The 18,129-nt window shown below is 33.5% G+C and carries 11 protein-coding genes; all 11 read right to left on the reverse strand.

Features of this window, described 5'->3' with window-relative positions; translation table 11 throughout:
- Position 1: 1 nt before the first annotated feature.
- Positions 2-961 (reverse strand): alpha/beta hydrolase, encoded by a 960-nt coding sequence (locus KW502_RS08110; protein ID WP_219040049.1) that lies wholly within the window; start codon positions 959-961, stop codon positions 2-4.
- The gene (locus tag KW502_RS08115; protein WP_255554176.1) at positions 961-1,809 is read right to left on the reverse strand and encodes a rhamnogalacturonan acetylesterase; all 849 of its coding nucleotides are present in this window, start codon (positions 1,807-1,809) and stop codon (positions 961-963) included. The genes KW502_RS08110 and KW502_RS08115 overlap by 1 nt, the downstream gene beginning before the upstream one ends.
- Positions 1,810-1,814: 5 nt before the next feature.
- Positions 1,815-3,449, reverse strand: coding sequence for a glycoside hydrolase family 43 protein (locus KW502_RS08120; RefSeq protein ID WP_219040050.1), 1,635 nt, complete (start codon positions 3,447-3,449; stop codon positions 1,815-1,817).
- Between the two features lie 10 nt (positions 3,450-3,459).
- Positions 3,460-4,728 (reverse strand): glycoside hydrolase family 88/105 protein, encoded by a 1,269-nt coding sequence (locus tag KW502_RS08125; protein WP_219040051.1) that lies wholly within the window; start codon positions 4,726-4,728, stop codon positions 3,460-3,462.
- Between the two features lies 1 nt (position 4,729).
- Positions 4,730-5,761, reverse strand: coding sequence for a DUF4861 family protein (locus KW502_RS08130; RefSeq protein WP_219040052.1), 1,032 nt, complete (start codon positions 5,759-5,761; stop codon positions 4,730-4,732).
- Positions 5,762-5,848: 87 nt separating this feature from the next.
- The gene (locus KW502_RS08135; protein WP_219040053.1) at positions 5,849-7,471 is read right to left on the reverse strand and encodes a RagB/SusD family nutrient uptake outer membrane protein; all 1,623 of its coding nucleotides are present in this window, start codon (positions 7,469-7,471) and stop codon (positions 5,849-5,851) included.
- Between the two features lie 5 nt (positions 7,472-7,476).
- Positions 7,477-10,566 carry a SusC/RagA family TonB-linked outer membrane protein gene (locus KW502_RS08140; RefSeq protein ID WP_219040054.1) on the reverse strand — a complete coding sequence of 1,030 codons (3,090 nt, stop codon included), beginning with the start codon at positions 10,564-10,566 and terminating at the stop codon, positions 7,477-7,479.
- A gap of 34 nt (positions 10,567-10,600) precedes the next feature.
- The gene (locus tag KW502_RS08145; RefSeq protein ID WP_219040055.1) at positions 10,601-12,058 is read right to left on the reverse strand and encodes a glycoside hydrolase family 28 protein; all 1,458 of its coding nucleotides are present in this window, start codon (positions 12,056-12,058) and stop codon (positions 10,601-10,603) included.
- A 146-nt stretch (positions 12,059-12,204) separates the two neighbouring features.
- Entirely contained in the window at positions 12,205-14,418 is a 2,214-nt protein-coding gene (locus KW502_RS08150) for a pectinesterase family protein (protein WP_219040056.1), read from the reverse strand.
- A gap of 172 nt (positions 14,419-14,590) precedes the next feature.
- Positions 14,591-16,291 (reverse strand): DUF4957 domain-containing protein, encoded by a 1,701-nt coding sequence (locus tag KW502_RS08155; RefSeq protein WP_219040057.1) that lies wholly within the window; start codon positions 16,289-16,291, stop codon positions 14,591-14,593.
- Between the two features lie 16 nt (positions 16,292-16,307).
- On the reverse strand, positions 16,308-18,125 hold the full coding sequence (locus KW502_RS08160) for a RagB/SusD family nutrient uptake outer membrane protein (RefSeq protein WP_255554177.1): 1,818 nt from the start codon (positions 18,123-18,125) through the stop codon (positions 16,308-16,310).
- Positions 18,126-18,129: the final 4 nt, after the last annotated feature.

The raw sequence follows: 18,129 nt of genomic DNA on the forward strand, positions 1-18,129 counted from the left end.
GTTAATTTTTAAATATTTTGTTTAAAAAAGCAACTGTAAAATCTACGGTAGGTTCAAACCAAGGTTCTAATAACCAAAAGGAATGTGGCGAACCGTCTAAAGTATGAACTTCAGAATAAATATTGTTTTTATCTAAAATTTTAATCATATCGTCGCGACCTGCGTGAAATCTTGGCATGGAACTATTGATAAATAAAGTAGGCGGAGTATTTTCTCCTACATATTCTAACGGTGAAGCTTCTTTCCAGTTTTTATAATTTTCGTTTCTCATACCACCTAGCCAAAGTCCTGCAATTTCACCTTCAGCATCAGCATCAGGGTGAACAAATGAAACAATACCATCTACATTTACGATCGCTTGAATTTCTGAACTAATAGTTTTATCTTCTTCATCATACAATTCTGAATTAGGCGTTACCCCAACTAAAGTCGCTAATTGCGCTCCTGCGGAAGTGCCTAAAACGGCAATCTTATTCGGATTCAACTTATAAGTTTTAGCATTTTTTCGCATCCACCGTAAAGCATCTTTCAAATCGATTACCGCCGCTGGATATTTTGCTTCCGGACTTAATCGATAAGAAGCAGTTACCGCTACAAAGCCATTATCGGCTAAATGTTGCGCCATGATGCGCTGATTTTCTTTACTTCCAGAGATCCATCCGCCGCCGTGAATTAACAACACACCCGGACAGTTTTCATTAGTTTTTCCAGATGGGTAATACACATCTAGTTTTAAAACTGAGGTTTCTGTTTCTTTATATGCAATGTCTTCTTCAGCTAAAAATTGTTTTGACTCCAAAGGCTTGATACCTTTAATAAACGGATACTCTTTTTTGTATTTATCTACTGTAGTAGCAATGGTATAGGGGCGAACTTCTACTTTTTTCTGAGCAAAAGTGCTTCCCCCCATCACCAAAGTTACAAACACAACAATGTAATTTTTAATGATTTTCCTGTACATTATTTTGTATTAATTTTCTTCAACTCGTTAAATACCAATTGTGCAATTGCTTCTGCCCCTTTTGGCTGAAAATGAGTGTTATCATCTTGACCATCAGGATAAGCTTCATATTTACCCGCAGGTAAATTCATAAAGTAATTTTCAGTTACAAAATCTTTGCCTTTTTTTGAAAAGTAATCCATCGAAAGCTGATTTAGATCAATTAATTCTACCTGCATTTCTTCAGCAAGATCTTTTGGAGCCTGATCGTAATCTCCGTGTACATTTTGTAAATGGCCATCTTCCCAAGGATAATTTCTAGCGACTGGAGTTAAAATAATTGGAGTAGCTCCTTTCTCCCGAGACTGACTTACGAAAAGTCTCAAAAATTCTTTATAGCCTTCAATATTCACATAACGTTCTGTTTTATTTTCAGCAGCGTCATTGTGACCAAATTGTATAATCACTATATCGTTTTCTTGTAAATCTTCAAATACTCCACGCCATCTTCCTTCCTGAAAAAAAGTTCGTGTACTTCTTCCTCCACGAGCACGATCATCTACAATAACAGAATCGGTTTGGATGATGTTTTTTACTTCAGCTAAACTATCTTTTACAAAAAATTGCTGAAATACTTGTCCCCAGCCGGTAACCGGATACCTCGTTTCCATATAATCCTTGCCAGGTTCGTAATCATCTGCATAATTTGCCATTGTAGAATCTCCTATTAAAAATATAGTTTGAGCAGTTTCCTCTTGAGTTATTTCCTCTTCATTAGATTCTTTAGAAGATTCTTTCATTTCTTCAGCACAACTCTGCGCAAAAAAAGCGGCACAAATAATAATTACAATTTTCTTTAACTGATTCATTTCTTCTATTTAGTAATTCTAAAATATTCAACATCGGCATAGCCTCCTCGTTTAGCACCAGCTGAACTAATACTGAACAAACCAACTTTGGCTCCAATCCATTTTCCTACTCGAGCTTTAAAAGGTTTACCTATTTTTTTATAACGTTTGCCATTCTCACTATACATAAACTGACATTTAGCATCTGAACCAGAAACTTCCAATTTTACATATACGGTATTCGATTTTAGTTTTTTCTCTTCTAAAACTTTTTCTACGGAACCCTTGTCGGCATTTATTGCTTCGGTTTGTTGCAAATAGAATTTATCATTCTTTTGAGTAATGGTAAGCGTAAAGTAATCTCTACCCATTACGATGAAACCTGCTTTACGCTGCATCTTAGCATCTTCAGGAATTAGCGTAATTTTAGAATTTGCCGTAAATTCTGGTGCGGGAAATTTCTGTAATAATAAGTTGGGAACATCCCATAAATTTGTAGCCTTTTCAGGCTGAGCTATACTAAATAATCGTAAATAATCATTACCAGGCAACTTAGCGTGCCATAATACATTTGGATTCGCATTCCATTGCCATTGAATCCCTAAGCTATCACTGGTAAATTCATCGGTTTCTTTAGGAGTGACTATTTTATAAGATTTTCCTACATTAGGTTTTTTATACTGAAAAACTGGCTCTCCAACACCGTTACCATCTTGATCTTCTCCCATTACTGGCCAATCGTTTTCCCAACTCATCGGTTGTAAATGCACAATTCTGCCGTAAGCATCTTTATCTTGAAAATGGTAAAACCAATCTTCTGCGTTTGGAGTTTCTACCCACGCGCCCTGATGCGGACCGTTAATTTTTGTACTTCCTTGCTCTAGTACTACTTTTTCTTCATAAGGACCATAGATATTTTTAGAGCGAAGAATTAGTTGCCACCCAGTTGAAACCCCACCTGCAGGAGCAAAAATATAATAATAGCCATTTCGCTTATAAAATTTAGAACCTTCTACCGTGTCGTGATCTTCGTGACCATCAAAAACGTGACGCCCTTCATCTAAAACTTTGGTTCCGTCGGGAGACATTTTATGCACGGTTAATAAACTTTTTACACCAGCACGACTTCCTGCCCAAGCGTGAACCAAATATGCTTTACCATCTTTATCCCAAAGCGGACAAGGATCAATAGCGCCTTTAGCTTTCATCACTAATACTGGATCTTCCCATTCACCAGCGGGATCTTTGGTTTTCACCATATAAATTCCGAAATCTGGATCTCCCCAATAGATATAAAATTCATCATTATGATATCTAATTGCTGGTGCCCAAACTCCGTTACCATGTTGTGGAGTTTCAAAATGATCTACTGGAACTTGTTTTGGAAGCGCATAATTGATTAACTCCCAATTCACCATATCTTTAGAATGCAGAATAGGTAAACCTGGTGCAGCATTAAAACTAGAAGCGGTCATATAATAATCTTCTCCTGCTCGAGCTACATCTGGATCTGAATAATCGGCGTGTAAAATTGGGTTGGTATAGGTGCCGTCACCTTGGTCTGCAACCCAAACATCAGAAATATAATTTTCTGTAGTTTGTGCCTGAGAAAAAGTAACGATTCCTAATGCTATTATTGCTATGTATTTATTTAATTTCAAATGAAAAAATTTATTTGTTCAACTCTAAACTTGCCATGATAAAAGGTCCTGTTCCTTTGGGATCGTTAGAACGAATTTCTTCATTGACATAATATTCAAATGAAGCATCTCTGTAAGGATCACCGCCAAGACCTGCTACCGCACAACATTGCGTAAGGTTAACCATTCCATTATCTTCAACTTCAATTAGGTTATCTATAATTCCTTGGTAGCCTTTATTTGCAATTTCTAAGTACTTTTCTGGTAAGTAACCTTTATTAACCGCTTTAGCTAAAGCGTAAACAAACATTGCTGAACCAGTAGCTTCTAGATAATTACCGTCTCTTTTGGGTTGATCTAATACTTGATACCATAACCCAGTTTCTCTATCTTGAACGCTAATTACTGCATCTGCATATTGCTGTAAATAGTTAATTAATCGCTCTCTACCTTTTTGACTCTCTGGTAAAAAATCTAATACATCGACTAATGCCATACCGTACCAACCCATTGCACGAGACCAAAAGTTAGGGGAAGTTCCGGTTTCTTTATTAGCCCATTTTTGCTCTCTACTCTCATCCCAACCGTGATATAATAATCCGGTTTCTTTATCTAAAGTATGTTTTTGAATAAGATCAAATTGCCTAACAATTTCATCAAAAGCTTTTTGCGCTTCGTCTCCTTCACTAAACATTCTAGTATAATGCGCATAAAAAGGTTCTGCCATATACAACCCATCTAACCACATTTGATGTGTATATCTTTTTTTATGCCAAAACCCTCCATCTGAAGTTTTAGGTTGAGTTTCAATTTGTTTTTTTAATGTTTTTAATGCGATTAAAAAACGTTCTTCTTTAGTCTTAGGATATAAGTAAAGTAATACGTCTCCAGATTTAAGCATATCTAAGTTTTGCTTTTCGATATCGTAAGTTCTAATTTCACCTTTATCAGTAATCATCGTATCAGCGTAATTGTAGATATAGTTATAAAACCTTTCATCTTTGGTTTCATCATAAACTCGTTTAGCCGCAGTTAGTACTAAACCATTTGTATAACTCCATTTAGGTTTGTCTCTAAAGTCAAGTTTTGATGCTTCTGGAAATCTTTCGATCTCTGAAAGCATCATGCGTTCTGACCACTTTAGATTTTCTGAAATCATCATTTCATTAGTTGCTGTTACTGATTCGTTTTCAGCTTTATCAACTTTCTCTTCATTTTTATTTTTACAAGCAAAAATTATTAAAACCATAACTATAATAGTTATTGAGCTTGTAATAAAACTAAATTCCCTTTTTTTCATTTTACTGTAATTTTCCGTTTTGCTGAAGCGTATTTAATTTGATTTCTAAATCTTTCACAAAAGCTTCTTTAGTCGTTATTCCCTTTTTCTCTTGTTCCCAAGCTGCTAGAATGTAATAAGAAACTCGGTTTATGGTAGGTTTAAAAATTACCAAGTGATCGTGCGGTCCTTCTTGAATTTTTTCTATTTCTGAAGTTTTATAAAAAATAGCCATTCCTAATTGATCTTCATCACTTACTAAAGTTTGCGTACCGTAAGTAGCTATATAACCCCAATCCTCATTTTTATTTTTAATTAATTCTATATCCTTAAATTTTACGATTCCCGTGGTTAAACCCTCTATTTCGTCTGAAGGCTTTAAAGATATTTTTGAGTAACGATCGGTTGGATAAATGGTAAATTTTGCTTCTAAATTGATGGTTTCTTTTCCTGTTTTCCATCCATCATAATTAATATTTACAGAAGAACTAGTTGATGTATTTTTTACAGAAGCCACTGTTCTTGCAACATTTCTAAAATGTGCTACCGAATCATTTATAAATCTACCATATCCGCCTAATCCTAATGATTTACCGGCTTTAAGAATATCTTGCCCCCAAGCAGAATCGTGATGATAATCTTCGTAATTCTTTTGTCCTACATAAGGTAAAACGAGTGTATCTATTTTTTTTCCCCAAATATCTATAGCGTTTCTCCAATCGAGATACATTCTAAAACCAACTTGGCTATTTTCCCAACCTGGACCTTCGTAACGAATATAGTAGGCGTGATCTGAATGTCCTTCCGGCAACTCTAGAGATTCAACATTTTTAAATTCTCCTCCTCCAAATTTTTTAGGCTCCCAATTGTCACCTTTTCGTATAGAAAGTTCTGCATAAGTTTTGGCATCTTTATTAGGTTTTTGCCAAGCATCTTCTTCTAAAGATAGACTCAGCTTATTTACTTCTTCGTTTTGAGAATCTTTTTTTTCTTCCTTACAACTATTTAATATGATGAATGATGTAAGAAAAATAGACAATATTATTTTTTTCATAAGTATTTTTTGTAAAAAAGGAATTTGTATGATTTGCAACACCCCTCTTTAGTAGCTAATTTAACATCAAATTATTTTGAGATTTTTTTATTGGTATGCTGGGTTTTGTGGGAAATTATTATTTTGATTAAGATCTAATGCAGACTGAGGTATTGGTCTTAAAATTTTTAACTCTCCGTTAGCACCGATAAAATTCCCAGGTTCTATAAGGTAGTGATACATAGATGCTCTTTCTACTAAAGTTCCAGTACGCTTCAAATCAAACCACCTATGGTACTCTCCTAAAAGTTCTCTACCTCTTTCATCTAAAATATAATTGATATCAAAATCTGCTGGGCTAGCATCACTTACTCCTGCTCTTTCTCTTACTACATTTAGACGTTGTAATCCTATAGCAGCATTTCCTGCTTGTAAATAAGCTTCTGCAGCTATTAAATAGGTTTCTGCCAATCTTGCAAGTACTATATCTCGTCTATTTGTTTTTTCACCAAATGGAGCTGCTGGGTCATCAAATTTCTTAACTGGAATGGTTTGATAATCGTTGTTAGGATTAATGGAGGGTACATAAGAACCAAAAGAATGAAAAGTAGCTTCTGGATGCTCTGTTTGATAATCGTTTTCGAATTGTTGAGAGTTTTCCCAAGCAGCAGCATAATAATGCGCTACATTTAAGCTAGATGTATCTTCAAAATCATAAAAGTCAAAATAGCGCTCATAGACTTCTTGCATAAATGTTGCATGCCACCTTTCATCCTCTTCTGTAAATAAATTTATAGCATATTGCGTAGGACATAAAGTATAAGTTCTATAAGGTGCATCACCTGCTATTTCACTACCGCCTTGATATGGACCAAAATAGCTTGATTGCATATGTCCTAATTTAAAAGGATCTTGATTAGTAGAACTTTCATCATATTGTACTGAAAATATAGTACCTGGTTTTATAGTATATTCTGTATCTGGTAACCAATATTCTGAAAAGGAAATGGTTAAACCTTCTCCTGCAATTGCATCATCTGCATAACTTGCTGCTGTTGCAAAATCTGAGCTAGAACCAAAACTTTCATAGCCGCGTGTTAAATAAACTTTAGCTAAATAATGCTCAACAGCTCTTCTATTAACTCTTGCGCTTAGCATGTTATCCTCAACTAAATCTAACGATTCTTCAAGTTCTGAAATTATAAAGCTATAAACATCTTCTGCAGAATCACGATCAAATTCTAAAATAGGTTCTTCAATATAATCGGTTACAATACTAACACCTCCATATGTTTGAACTAGTAAAAAATAAGCGTGAGCTCTTAAAAATTTCACTTCTCCTATTCTGTTTTGCTTTACAGGAGATTCTTCCGTCGTTTCTGAATAAAATATAGCTGTATTTGCTAATTGTATAGCTCTAAAACAACTACTATAGAGATGAGCTACACCTTCAGAATTAGCATCAAGTTGTGTGTATTGACTCAATCCTGGTGGCTCTGCATCTCTACCTTCTGCGTACATATCTGTTCCTGCGGAAAAAAGCCAAGGCTCATTCCCGAATATTTCTCTTAATTGTGAATAATTAGAATTTACTATTAAATCGAATCCTTCTGAAGTATTATAAAATTCTGAAGATACATTAGATCTTACATCTTCTTCTAAAAAATCTTGACAAGAATTTAATGAAAGTCCCAAAAATAATGCTGTAGCTATATGTTTAATCTTTTTCATTTCTCTTAAAATTTTAAGTTAAAACCAAATTGGTATGTTATTGAACTTGTACGCCCTGTATTTAAAGGAGCCGAAGCCCATTCTGGATCGTAACCTTCATACTTAGTAAAGACAAATGGATTAAGAACATTTGCATACACTCTAAGCTTTTCTAATTTTAATTTCGTTAGAATTTTATCTTTAAAATTATATCCTAAAGCAATATTTTTAACTTTCACAAAGGATGCATCATGATAATAACCTACCCCATTATTTCTCCAAAAGTTTCCTTCATTTCTAGGTTGAGGATAACTATTTGAAGTTTGAGCTGCTAGACCTGCATCGTTTTCTGGCATATACCAATTAATATCTAGTTTTTGCCTCCCGCGATCTCGAGTATTTGCGAAATTAGAATGAAATTCACTATAAACTAAAACTCCCTGATTTGTAATTACAGATGCAGATAAATCAAAGTTTTTAACTTTTAAACTTGTAAATAAACTACCTGACCAATCTGGATTAGAAGATCCTAATATCACTCGATCTTCATTAGCTGTATATCTACCGTCACCATTAACATCTCTTAACTTTTCTTGACCTTCTTCCATACCATAACCTGCCGCCTGTTCCGCTTCATCTGCTTGCCATATTCCTGTAAATTGATAATTGTAATGAGCATCAAGTGATTCTCCTATAAATAAATTATTACCAATATCATCTATTTCACTCTGTCCATAAATAGATTCAACCGCATTCGTATTTTTAGTAAATGTGAATGTTGTAGACCATGAAACATCAGGAGTTTGTATATTTCTAGTGGTTAAGCTTAACTCTAAACCTTTATTACTTACCGAACCAACATTTGCATTTATAAAAGGATATCCTGTTTCTAATGGCAGATCTTGTTCAAATAAAATATCTTTAGATAGTCTATCGTAAATATCTAAGCTACCTACGATTCTGCTATTTAAGAATCCAAAATCTACACCAGCATTAAACTCACGAGTTCTCTCCCAGTCTAAGCTTGAATTTGCAAGCCTATTAGGAACCCACCCATTATTAGCATTGCCATTGAAGTCATAAAAAACTTGTGAATTCAACAAATTTTTAGAAGAATATGGTGATATGTTATTATTTCCTGTAAATCCATAACTTAATCTAAGTTTTAGATTAGATAATGTGTTTTGATTTTTAAAAAAATCTTCTTCTAAAATTTTCCAAGCCACTGCTGCAGATGGAAATGAATCCCAACGCTTAGATTCTGAAAGTACCGATGAGCCATCCCAGCGATTTGTTAAAGTTAACAAATATCGCTCTTTAAATGAATAATTTAATCTTAAAGCGTAAGATGTAATTGTTTGTTTAATAAAGCCTGTACCTAAATTAAAAGTACTTTGTTCACCACTACCTATATTATAAAAGCTAGTTTCAAAAGGCATAAATCTAGAACTTTGAAAAGAAGATTCTGTTTCATCTGAATATTGACTAAAAAGCCCTAAAAAATTAAAACTATGATCTTCCCCAATTTTTTTATCAATATTAATCTGATTATCCCACGTGTAATTAAAATTTTGATTTTTTTCAATTTCTGCTGAAGGCAAATTTCTATTATTTGCACCAGTATCTGTAAGTGCTCCCCACGCTTGACCTCTTCTATTTTGATTTAAACCCGAAGAAAAAGTAGACTTGAATGATAGCCAATCATTAAAATTAAATTGAAAATAGCTACTTGCTATAATATTCCATCTTTGAATCTCATTAGTAGAATTAGCTATTTCTAATAAAGGGTTGTATGTACTTGTTTTATTAATTATAAAATCCCCATTATCATCTGTTAACTTACCTGGTAATGGAAAAAGTTCTCCATCTAAACCATAAGGATTTAAATAAGGGTTTAAACGAAAAGCGTCTCTCATCGCTACACTACTCCCTAAATTTTGATCTGTTTTTGTAATTGTTAAATTTGTTCCAAAAGAAAATTTATCATTTACGGTATGATCTAACCCTAATTTTAAAGTATATTTTTCTAACTCTTCATTTTCAATATTCCCTGTTTCTTTTTGATAACCTAACCCTAAATTATATCCCATTCCATTATCTGAACGCCCAGATACATTTAAATAAGTATTTTGCTGATAACCACTTTTCAAAACAGCATCATACCAATCAAAAGAATCTCCATCGGCTACTCTTCTAAACAATTCTGCATTGTCACCACCACCACCAACGGCATTAGCTAGAGTCTCAGCAGAGACGGCTCCAGTATTAGGATCTATTGCTGCTGTTTCTAAGTAAGCAGATTGGTGATATTGCCACCATTTATCTGGTGACATCATATTAGGTAATCGAGCTACTTCCTTAACTCCAAAAAAGCTTTCTAAAGATACATTAAATCCTGATTTTGCTCCTGCACCATTTTTTGTCGTAACTATAACCACCCCATTTGTACCTCTAGAGCCATATATTGCTGTCGAAGATGCATCTTTTAAAATATCCATACGTTCTATATCTTGAGGATTTAGAAAATCGATATTATCTGTAGGCACACCATCTACTACAAATAAAGGTTGATTATCACCAAAAGAATTTTTACCTCTTACAACAATATCAAATCCATCTCCAATACGACCAGTAGAATTACTAATCTGAACACCAGGTACGTTACCTTGTAAGGCTTCAAGAGGATTTGTCATATTCCTCTCGGTCAAATCATCTGAACCCACACTCCCTACGGCTCCAGTTAAATCCGTTTTCTTTACCGAGCCGTAACCTACAACTACAATTTCATTCAATGCTTCTACATCTGTTTCTAAAACAATATTGAAATTAGAGTCTTCTGAAACTTCAATCGTTTTCGTAACAAAGCCCACAAAACTAATTGTAATAACCGAATTCTGAGGCACGTCTAATAAAAACTTACCATCAAAATCTGTGATTGCTGCATAGCTTGTTCCTTTTACGAAAACATTTACACCTGGCAACGGCATTCCATCTTCTGCCGACGTTATTGTTCCTTGTATCGTTTTTAAATCTTGTGCCATTACCTGATATCCGGTGATGAAAAAAATTACCGAAAAAATAATCGACAGCTTAGCTTTTGATAGTTTTTTATACATTTTAAATAGTTTAGTTAGTTAACTTTTTGGGGAATCATTTCATTTCTTGGTTATTAATTTTAGTGTTTTTAAAATTAATTTTTTCTGCGTGTTCTACAGATTGAATTTCTTTTACATCATTAATCACTACGTTGGTAAAGTTTACATTTTTTACAGGAGACTCTTCTCTACCGGTAATTAAAATACCATATTTACCTCCATTTTTTACCGTTACGTTTTCTAAATAAATATTTTTAATGCTAGGCATAAATTCACCTTCTTGATTATCATAAATACCGTAATGTGTATTAATTTTTAAAACTGCTTCTTTTACACTTCCTACCCATAAATCTTTTACGTAAATATCTTCTACAAAACCACCTCTTAGTGTATTTGTTTTTATTCTAATGGCACGATCTAGATTAGGACTATCCATTTTACAATCTCTAACAAAAACATTTCTAACTCCTGCAGAAATTTCGCTTCCCATCACAACGCCGCCATGACCATCTTTCATAACGCAATTTTCGATGACAATATTTTCACTTGGAATAGCTACTCTTCTTCCGTCTTCATTTCTTCCAGATTTAATGGCAATACAATCATCACCTGTGTTAAATAAACAATTTGCTATACGAACATTTTTACTGTATTCGGGATCACAACCATCATTATTGGGACCGTGACTATTTACAGTAACACCGTCTACGGTTACCGAATTAGATTTAATAGGATGAATTACCCAGAATGGCGCATTAGTAAAAGTTACGCCAGAAATTAAAACATTTTCACACTCAAAAGGCTCTAAAAATAAAGGTCTTAGTTGGTGACCTTCACCAAATACTCGTTCATTAACAGGTACACCAGCCTCATTCATTTTTCTTAAGGCAGGCAAATTAGCTTCATCTTTTTGTTGTGCCATACCTTCTTTGTGTCCATAACGCTCAGCTCCACACCAAGGCCACCAATTTTCATTACTGGCTTGACCATTAAAAGTACCTTTACCGGTTATGGCTATATTTTTTTGTTGATAAGCATATATTAACGGAGAATAATTCATGAGCTCCACACCTTCATAAGAAGTATGAACTACTGGCAAATAATCTGCTTTATTTTTACTGAATAAAACTTCTGCTCCTTCTTTTAAATGAAGATTAACATTACTTTTTAAATGAATTGGTCCTGTTAAGTATTTCCCTTCAGGAACGATAACTTTACCGCCTCCTGACTTGTAACAAGCTGCAATTGCTTTTTTAAAAGCTACAGAATTATTAGTCTTTCCATCTGCTACAGCTCCAAAATCTGTAATTAGAAAATCTTTATCTGGAAATTGTGGAATTACAATAGAAGATACGATTTGATCTGCTTTTTCCCAAACTGAATTCTCAACGATTTCATTTTGATTTTCTTCAGAATCGCTTTCTTTAGCAATAGTTTTTTTTTGCTCTTTACACGAGCTAAATAACATTATTAATGTGAAGAAAAATAAGGAAGTAAATTTTATAAATTTCATAGGTGAGTTTAATTTTGTAATCGATTGCACTAAAATATAAAAGCTTTATGAATTAACATAATTTTTAATCTTAAAATTATTGATCTACTAATAAACGCCTGCAATTATTAGTAAACTAAAATATATCATCCCATCTTGTTACAAGATTAAATTCCGATCATTTTAGATAAAGTGTATTTTTCTAAGTCGTTTTTAGAAACTTTTTTAGCCCACTTGACCCGTTGATTTGAAGCACCTTGCCCAGATGAGTTGTATTCGGCATAAAAAGAAGTTTTTTCAGCTTCAGGTTTATTCCAATTATGCCAACCTTCAGTTTTTATATGTTCACCTAAGCTACAATTAATGAGTACCGTTTGGGCATAATCTCTCCAAGGTCTTCCTAAATAGACCGTATTTTTTTCTGTATCTCCTGTAAAATTACACTTTTTAAATACCATACCGTACTCTGCACCTTTACTAGTAGAAGCTGCAGTCACATAACCTGGAGATTTACTATGAATTTGGCAATTTGTAAACAACCCTACAGACCAACCAAAAATAAAATCTACAGTCCCTTCTATATAGCAGTTATTGTAATATTGTCTGCTTTCTTTACCATGTAGATAAAGTGTATCTTGATTTCCTAAAAAATTACAATTTTCAAAAATTACTTGATCACCATCTACTCTAACAGCAACTGCTTGCGCAATAGGTCCTGCACTGTTTTCGAAAGTTAGGTTTTTTGCTTTAAAATGATTTGCTAATACAAAAAATGAGGTAGAACCTGTAGTTCCTATTTCTTCCCCAAAATCATTAAGTTTAGTTGCATAATCATCATAAGTAAGTATGGTTTTTTCTTTATTTTCACCTACAAAAGTGATATGGGTTTTAGAAGAAGGTAGTACCAATTTTTCTTTATAAACTCCATTTTTTATATAAACCTTAGTTTCATTTTTTCTAAAGTTTGGTAAATTATTTATCAATTGGGTTAAATTATCAAAATCACCAGTTCCATCTTTAGCTACTATAAAATCGTAAGCTTTACTAGCTGTGTCTTTTTGATGAATTAACTGATTGGTATATACCTCCAAATTGGTATAATTTTTATCTAAATCGAAATTATTGGCATCATTACCGGTTACCAATAATTCATTTTTTCTTTCCCATTCATCTGGCATGCCATCGCCATCTGAATCTGTTAAAGATTTTCCTTTCCTAAGTATTGGCCATCCGCCAACGTCTTCTTGAGAATCGATGATACCGTTACCGTAAGTAGTTTTACCTGTACGCACTTCGTACACTATTCTTTGATCTACTACATCTCTTGCTAAACTAGCTCCTGAATTTTTAAGTACGTTTTCGTAAGCATTTAAAGCGGTTTGAGTTTTTATATTATTATGGATAGCGTATTCTTCTTCTTTTTTTGCTTCCAAAATATTTTCTCCTTGCACTCCTCCATTCCAATTATCTTTAGTAATTTCAGGAAAACCTACTATGTGATTTCCTTTAATATAAAATTTACCATAGGGTTGCGACGGACCTATAATTCTATCTGTTTTAGATGATGTTGTTGCAGGACCAGATTTAAAGTAATTATTTACAATATTATATTTACCTTTTTCTCCTCCATAAATACTATTGTCTCCCCAATTAAAAATTACGTTATTTCTAAAGTCTACAAATTCGTGAGAAGAATTAGGAACACTCTTAGAACCTCCAAATCTTGGATTTCTGCTGTTATTACTTACAATTAAATTATGATGAAATGATGCATTTACACCTCCCCAAATCGCACCGTAACCGTGATTACCTTTATGATGTACAGACTCATTTAATGCTTCTGAAATAATACAGTATTGCATGGTGAAATTTTCTGTCCAATAAAAAGATGCATTTTCATCGGTTGCCCAACTTATGGAACAATGATCGATGACTGTATTCTTTAGTTCACGCCCACCTAAAGCATCATCTTCTACTCCATTTTCATCTCCCATTCTAAAGCGCATATATCTAATTATTACATTATCTGCCTTCACTTTTACAGGATATCCTTTTATCGTTATTCCCTCTCCAGGAGCTGTTTGACCAAGTATAGAAAGATTACCGTGATTAATATCTAATGAAGAGTTAAGTTCTATCGTTCCTGAAACTTCAAAAACAATTGTTCTAACGGTATCTTTTAATATGCCTTTTCTTAAACTCCCTTCTCCATCATCTTTTAAATTGGTAACCTTATAAACTAAGCCTCCGCGACCACCAGTAGTAAATTGACCAAATCCTTCTGCGGTAGGAAAAGCTTTCTGTTGACCATAGGCCACCATGAAAAATAAAATATTGATTAATAAAAAAATTGAATTTTGTATTTGTTTTTGATTGATCATATTCTATTAATTATGATTTAAAAAAATCCTCTATAGAGCTCTTTACATTGATACGTAAATTTACATCTATAGAGGAAAATTATGAGAATGCTTATTGGTTAGAGTTACAGTTTATAAAAACTGAATGGCTAATAAAAACTAAAGCAATAAGCCTTCAATGTTAGATAACTAATTAAAACCACCATTTAGGGTCTCCAATAGCTCCTCCTGTAGAAGAAGCATTTTGTAATTCTGAATCTGATGGAAGTGTAAAATCTGTAGTAGAATCATCCCATCCTAAATCTACGTTGAAAATATTTTCTTGTGTAATAAAACTTTGTTCTGGTATAGTGACCGGTTGAGGATCATCTACATCTCCATTAGTTAAATTAAAAAAATTATTAAAAGTGAATGAGGCTGATGAAGTTGCATTACTCATTCTGATTAAATCTTCTCTAGCAGTACCTCCTGGTCTTGGAATATTTGCTAAAATATTATTCTTAAAGTTGAAGCTAAATTGCACATCGTTAACATCTAAAAGAGTATAATTATCTGCAAAACCAATACTATTTATTGTACAATAATTAATGTTAAAAACTGGAGAGGCAGAAACTTCTTTTCTGTACCTAATGAATAAATCTCCAGTTCTATAGAAAGTTGAATTTGATAAATTAACTTCGTTTACCACTAATTCTTCTGCATGTAAAAAAGCATAATTACCAGGTGCAAAATCGTAAAATGTAGAATAATCTATATTAAATGTATTCATAGAATAAGCCCCATCTGAACCTCTATTTGCTCTAAATGCGCTAGTCGCAACATCATGAATTTTACAATTGTCTATAAACACATCTGTAAAAGCCGCTGTATCTCCATTGCCATTACCACTAGTTAAATTAATTAAGTATAATGCTCCTGCATCTGTTCCATCTAACTCTAAACCTCTTAACGTTATTCCTGCTCCTGAATTGTTTAACGTAAATTCTTTAAAGTTTATTTTAGTATCATTAGGATCATTAGAAATAGACTCTATTACAATTGTTTTACCATCAATAAAGAAAGAACTACCGCCGGTTTCGTAAACACCCGGTTCTAAACCTATTACATCACCATCTTGACTATTATTTACGATAGTTACAATATCATCTGCTGGAGTTAAAATTGCTGCGTAATCACTCTCTTCTTTGGTTTTAAAGCTTCTATACCCTATACTTACAGGACCTTTATATAGGTCTATGTTATATTTGGTGTCGGGGTCTAAATTTTCTATAACTTTACTCCCGTTTTGAGCTTCATCATCTGAAATTTCTATAGAAAAAGGATCTCCTACCAAAACTTTTTCGGCCGTAGGATCTGTTTCATCTTGCGTATATTCTTGTAATTTAAATTCTGTTACTCCTGCAGTAATTTCCCAATTTACTTTTACACTTGTAGCCAAAATAGATGGACTTAAAACTGGATAAAGTTTTTGCACTCCTCTTATGCTGAAACCTCTACTTACACTCCATTTTGATTCTGGTCGATCTGCTAGCGCAGCCACTTTTACACGAACATAATATTGCTGTCTTACCTCTAATTCTTGATCTGTAAAAATAACTCCTGAAGTATCTGTTTGTTTCTCTACAACAATTTCTGAGGGAGTTGTAAATAAAGAATCTTCTGCTACTTGAGCCGTATAAATTTCTTGTATACCGCTAGTAAATAATGATGCATCCCAAGTTAGTTCTGCACGGTCTTCATAGCTCTGTACGCTAATTTCACCAGGAGTAAACATTCTTGTTTCTCCTTCAGCTGAAAAATCATCATCTGATTCACAAGCCCATGTTAATGCTATTAACGTAAACAGCACTAACAGATTGCTCAATTTTATTTTATGAATAATGTTTGTTCTCATAGTATTAACTTTTTTACTAATAACCGTAATCTTGTGTTAGGTTATAGTTTGTATTTATAATATCATCATATATTGGCAACAGCTCTTTTCTGTTAGGTTCAAAATATTGCATAAATCCTTTACGCTCACTATCTATATATTCTGGAGTTATACCATCTAACCATTGTGCTTGGGTATAACCTGCTGGCACTTGCGATGGATCAGGAGTAGCATTATAAAAAACAGCAGAGGAATCATTTCCTGTAAAAAAAATATCTAAATTTTCTACTACTTGTTGCGCTGAAAGTGAAGGATCGTAAGTCGCTTCTTGGTAATAAATTACTTCAGGGTAACCTGCATACTGACCTGTTCCTTCCATGAAATCTGTGAGTTTTTGTCTAGTCTCTATAAATTTATCATTAAGTAAATTCCATCTAATTAAATCGTATTTACGAATACTTTCGCCTCCAAACTCTAAATATCTTTCTTGCACAATAGCATCAAAAAATGCTTGTTTACCAGTTGGAATTGGCTCTATTTGATCTTCATTACCCATAAAAGCTCTAGCTCTAACTTGTTGCAAAGCATCAATAGCTTGAGAAGTAGGACCGTTATTAACTTCATTATCTGCTTCAGCAAACATTAATAAAACGTCTGCATATCTTAAAATCGGCCAATTCACTGCTAAGTTCTGAGAAGGTCCTGTAATATCTGTCCAAGATTTTCTAAATTTACCGTCTGTCCATCTATTAGATGCGGCTACAACGGTCATTTCTTTAGCATTAACTTGAAAAATATTAATCGTAACATCTCTTCTTAAATCAACTCTATTAAATTCATAAAAATAAACCGGAATAGCATTTACACCAGCACCACCGTTCCATTGAGATGCTCTATCGTGTCTTAAACCATTGTAATAACCTAATTTACTATCTGTTTTTGAGTTTCCGCCAAAAGCACCAACTTCAAACATAATTTCATTAGTATTATCTGCCCTACCCTCATGAAGTGATCTAAAGATATCTTCATAATCTGGATTTAAACTATGATTACCACTATTTTGCATTATTTCAAGACATTCTTGCCTTGCGATAGCATAGTATTCTTGAGGATTAGCACCTTGTTCCATTTGTTGAGAATCTCTTCTTAAAGAATACCCAGCTCTTGCTAATGCTATTCTAGCTCTAAGCCCTTTAATTGCTCCTTTAGATAGTCTTGTTGGCGGAATATTAGCTTCTGTTCTCCATGGCACATATGTAGCAGCTTCTTCTAAATCTGCTATAATTTGCTCATAGATTATATCTCTATCTGTTTTTTCTAAGAAAAGGTTTTCATAATCTGAAGAAGGCTTATCTTGAAAAGGAACATCACCCCAGTTTCTAATTAACTCATAGTAAAATTGTGCTCTTAATGCTAAAGCTTCCCCCAGGAGTCTATCCATCATATCTGCATCGCTTTGCGATCCGTTTTGATACACTGGAGAACTAGGAATGTATTTTATACATAAATTTGCTCTTTCTATACCACTATATAATTGCTTAAATGGGTTGTTAAGCTCTGGGTTTGAAGAACAAGCTTCATACATACTTATCCCTCTTCGGTCATTACAATTGTAATCTCCAGAAGTTTCAAAGTCATCTGCTCCTTGAGGTAAAATTACACTTAACCTGTTCCCGTAACCGTTATCACCTATAAGCTCTCCATAGATAGCTACAACTGCTGAAGTAGCATTAGAAACATCGCCAAATTGTACATCTTGAGATGTTTTGGAGAGACTTTCTACTTCTAAATAATCTTGACATGATGTTACAGTTAAACCCACCATTATCAAACTAAAAATTATATACTTTTTCATCATT

It is taken from the genome of Mesonia aestuariivivens (assembly GCF_019311235.1).
In the GTDB taxonomy this organism is placed as follows: domain Bacteria; phylum Bacteroidota; class Bacteroidia; order Flavobacteriales; family Flavobacteriaceae; genus Mesonia; species Mesonia aestuariivivens.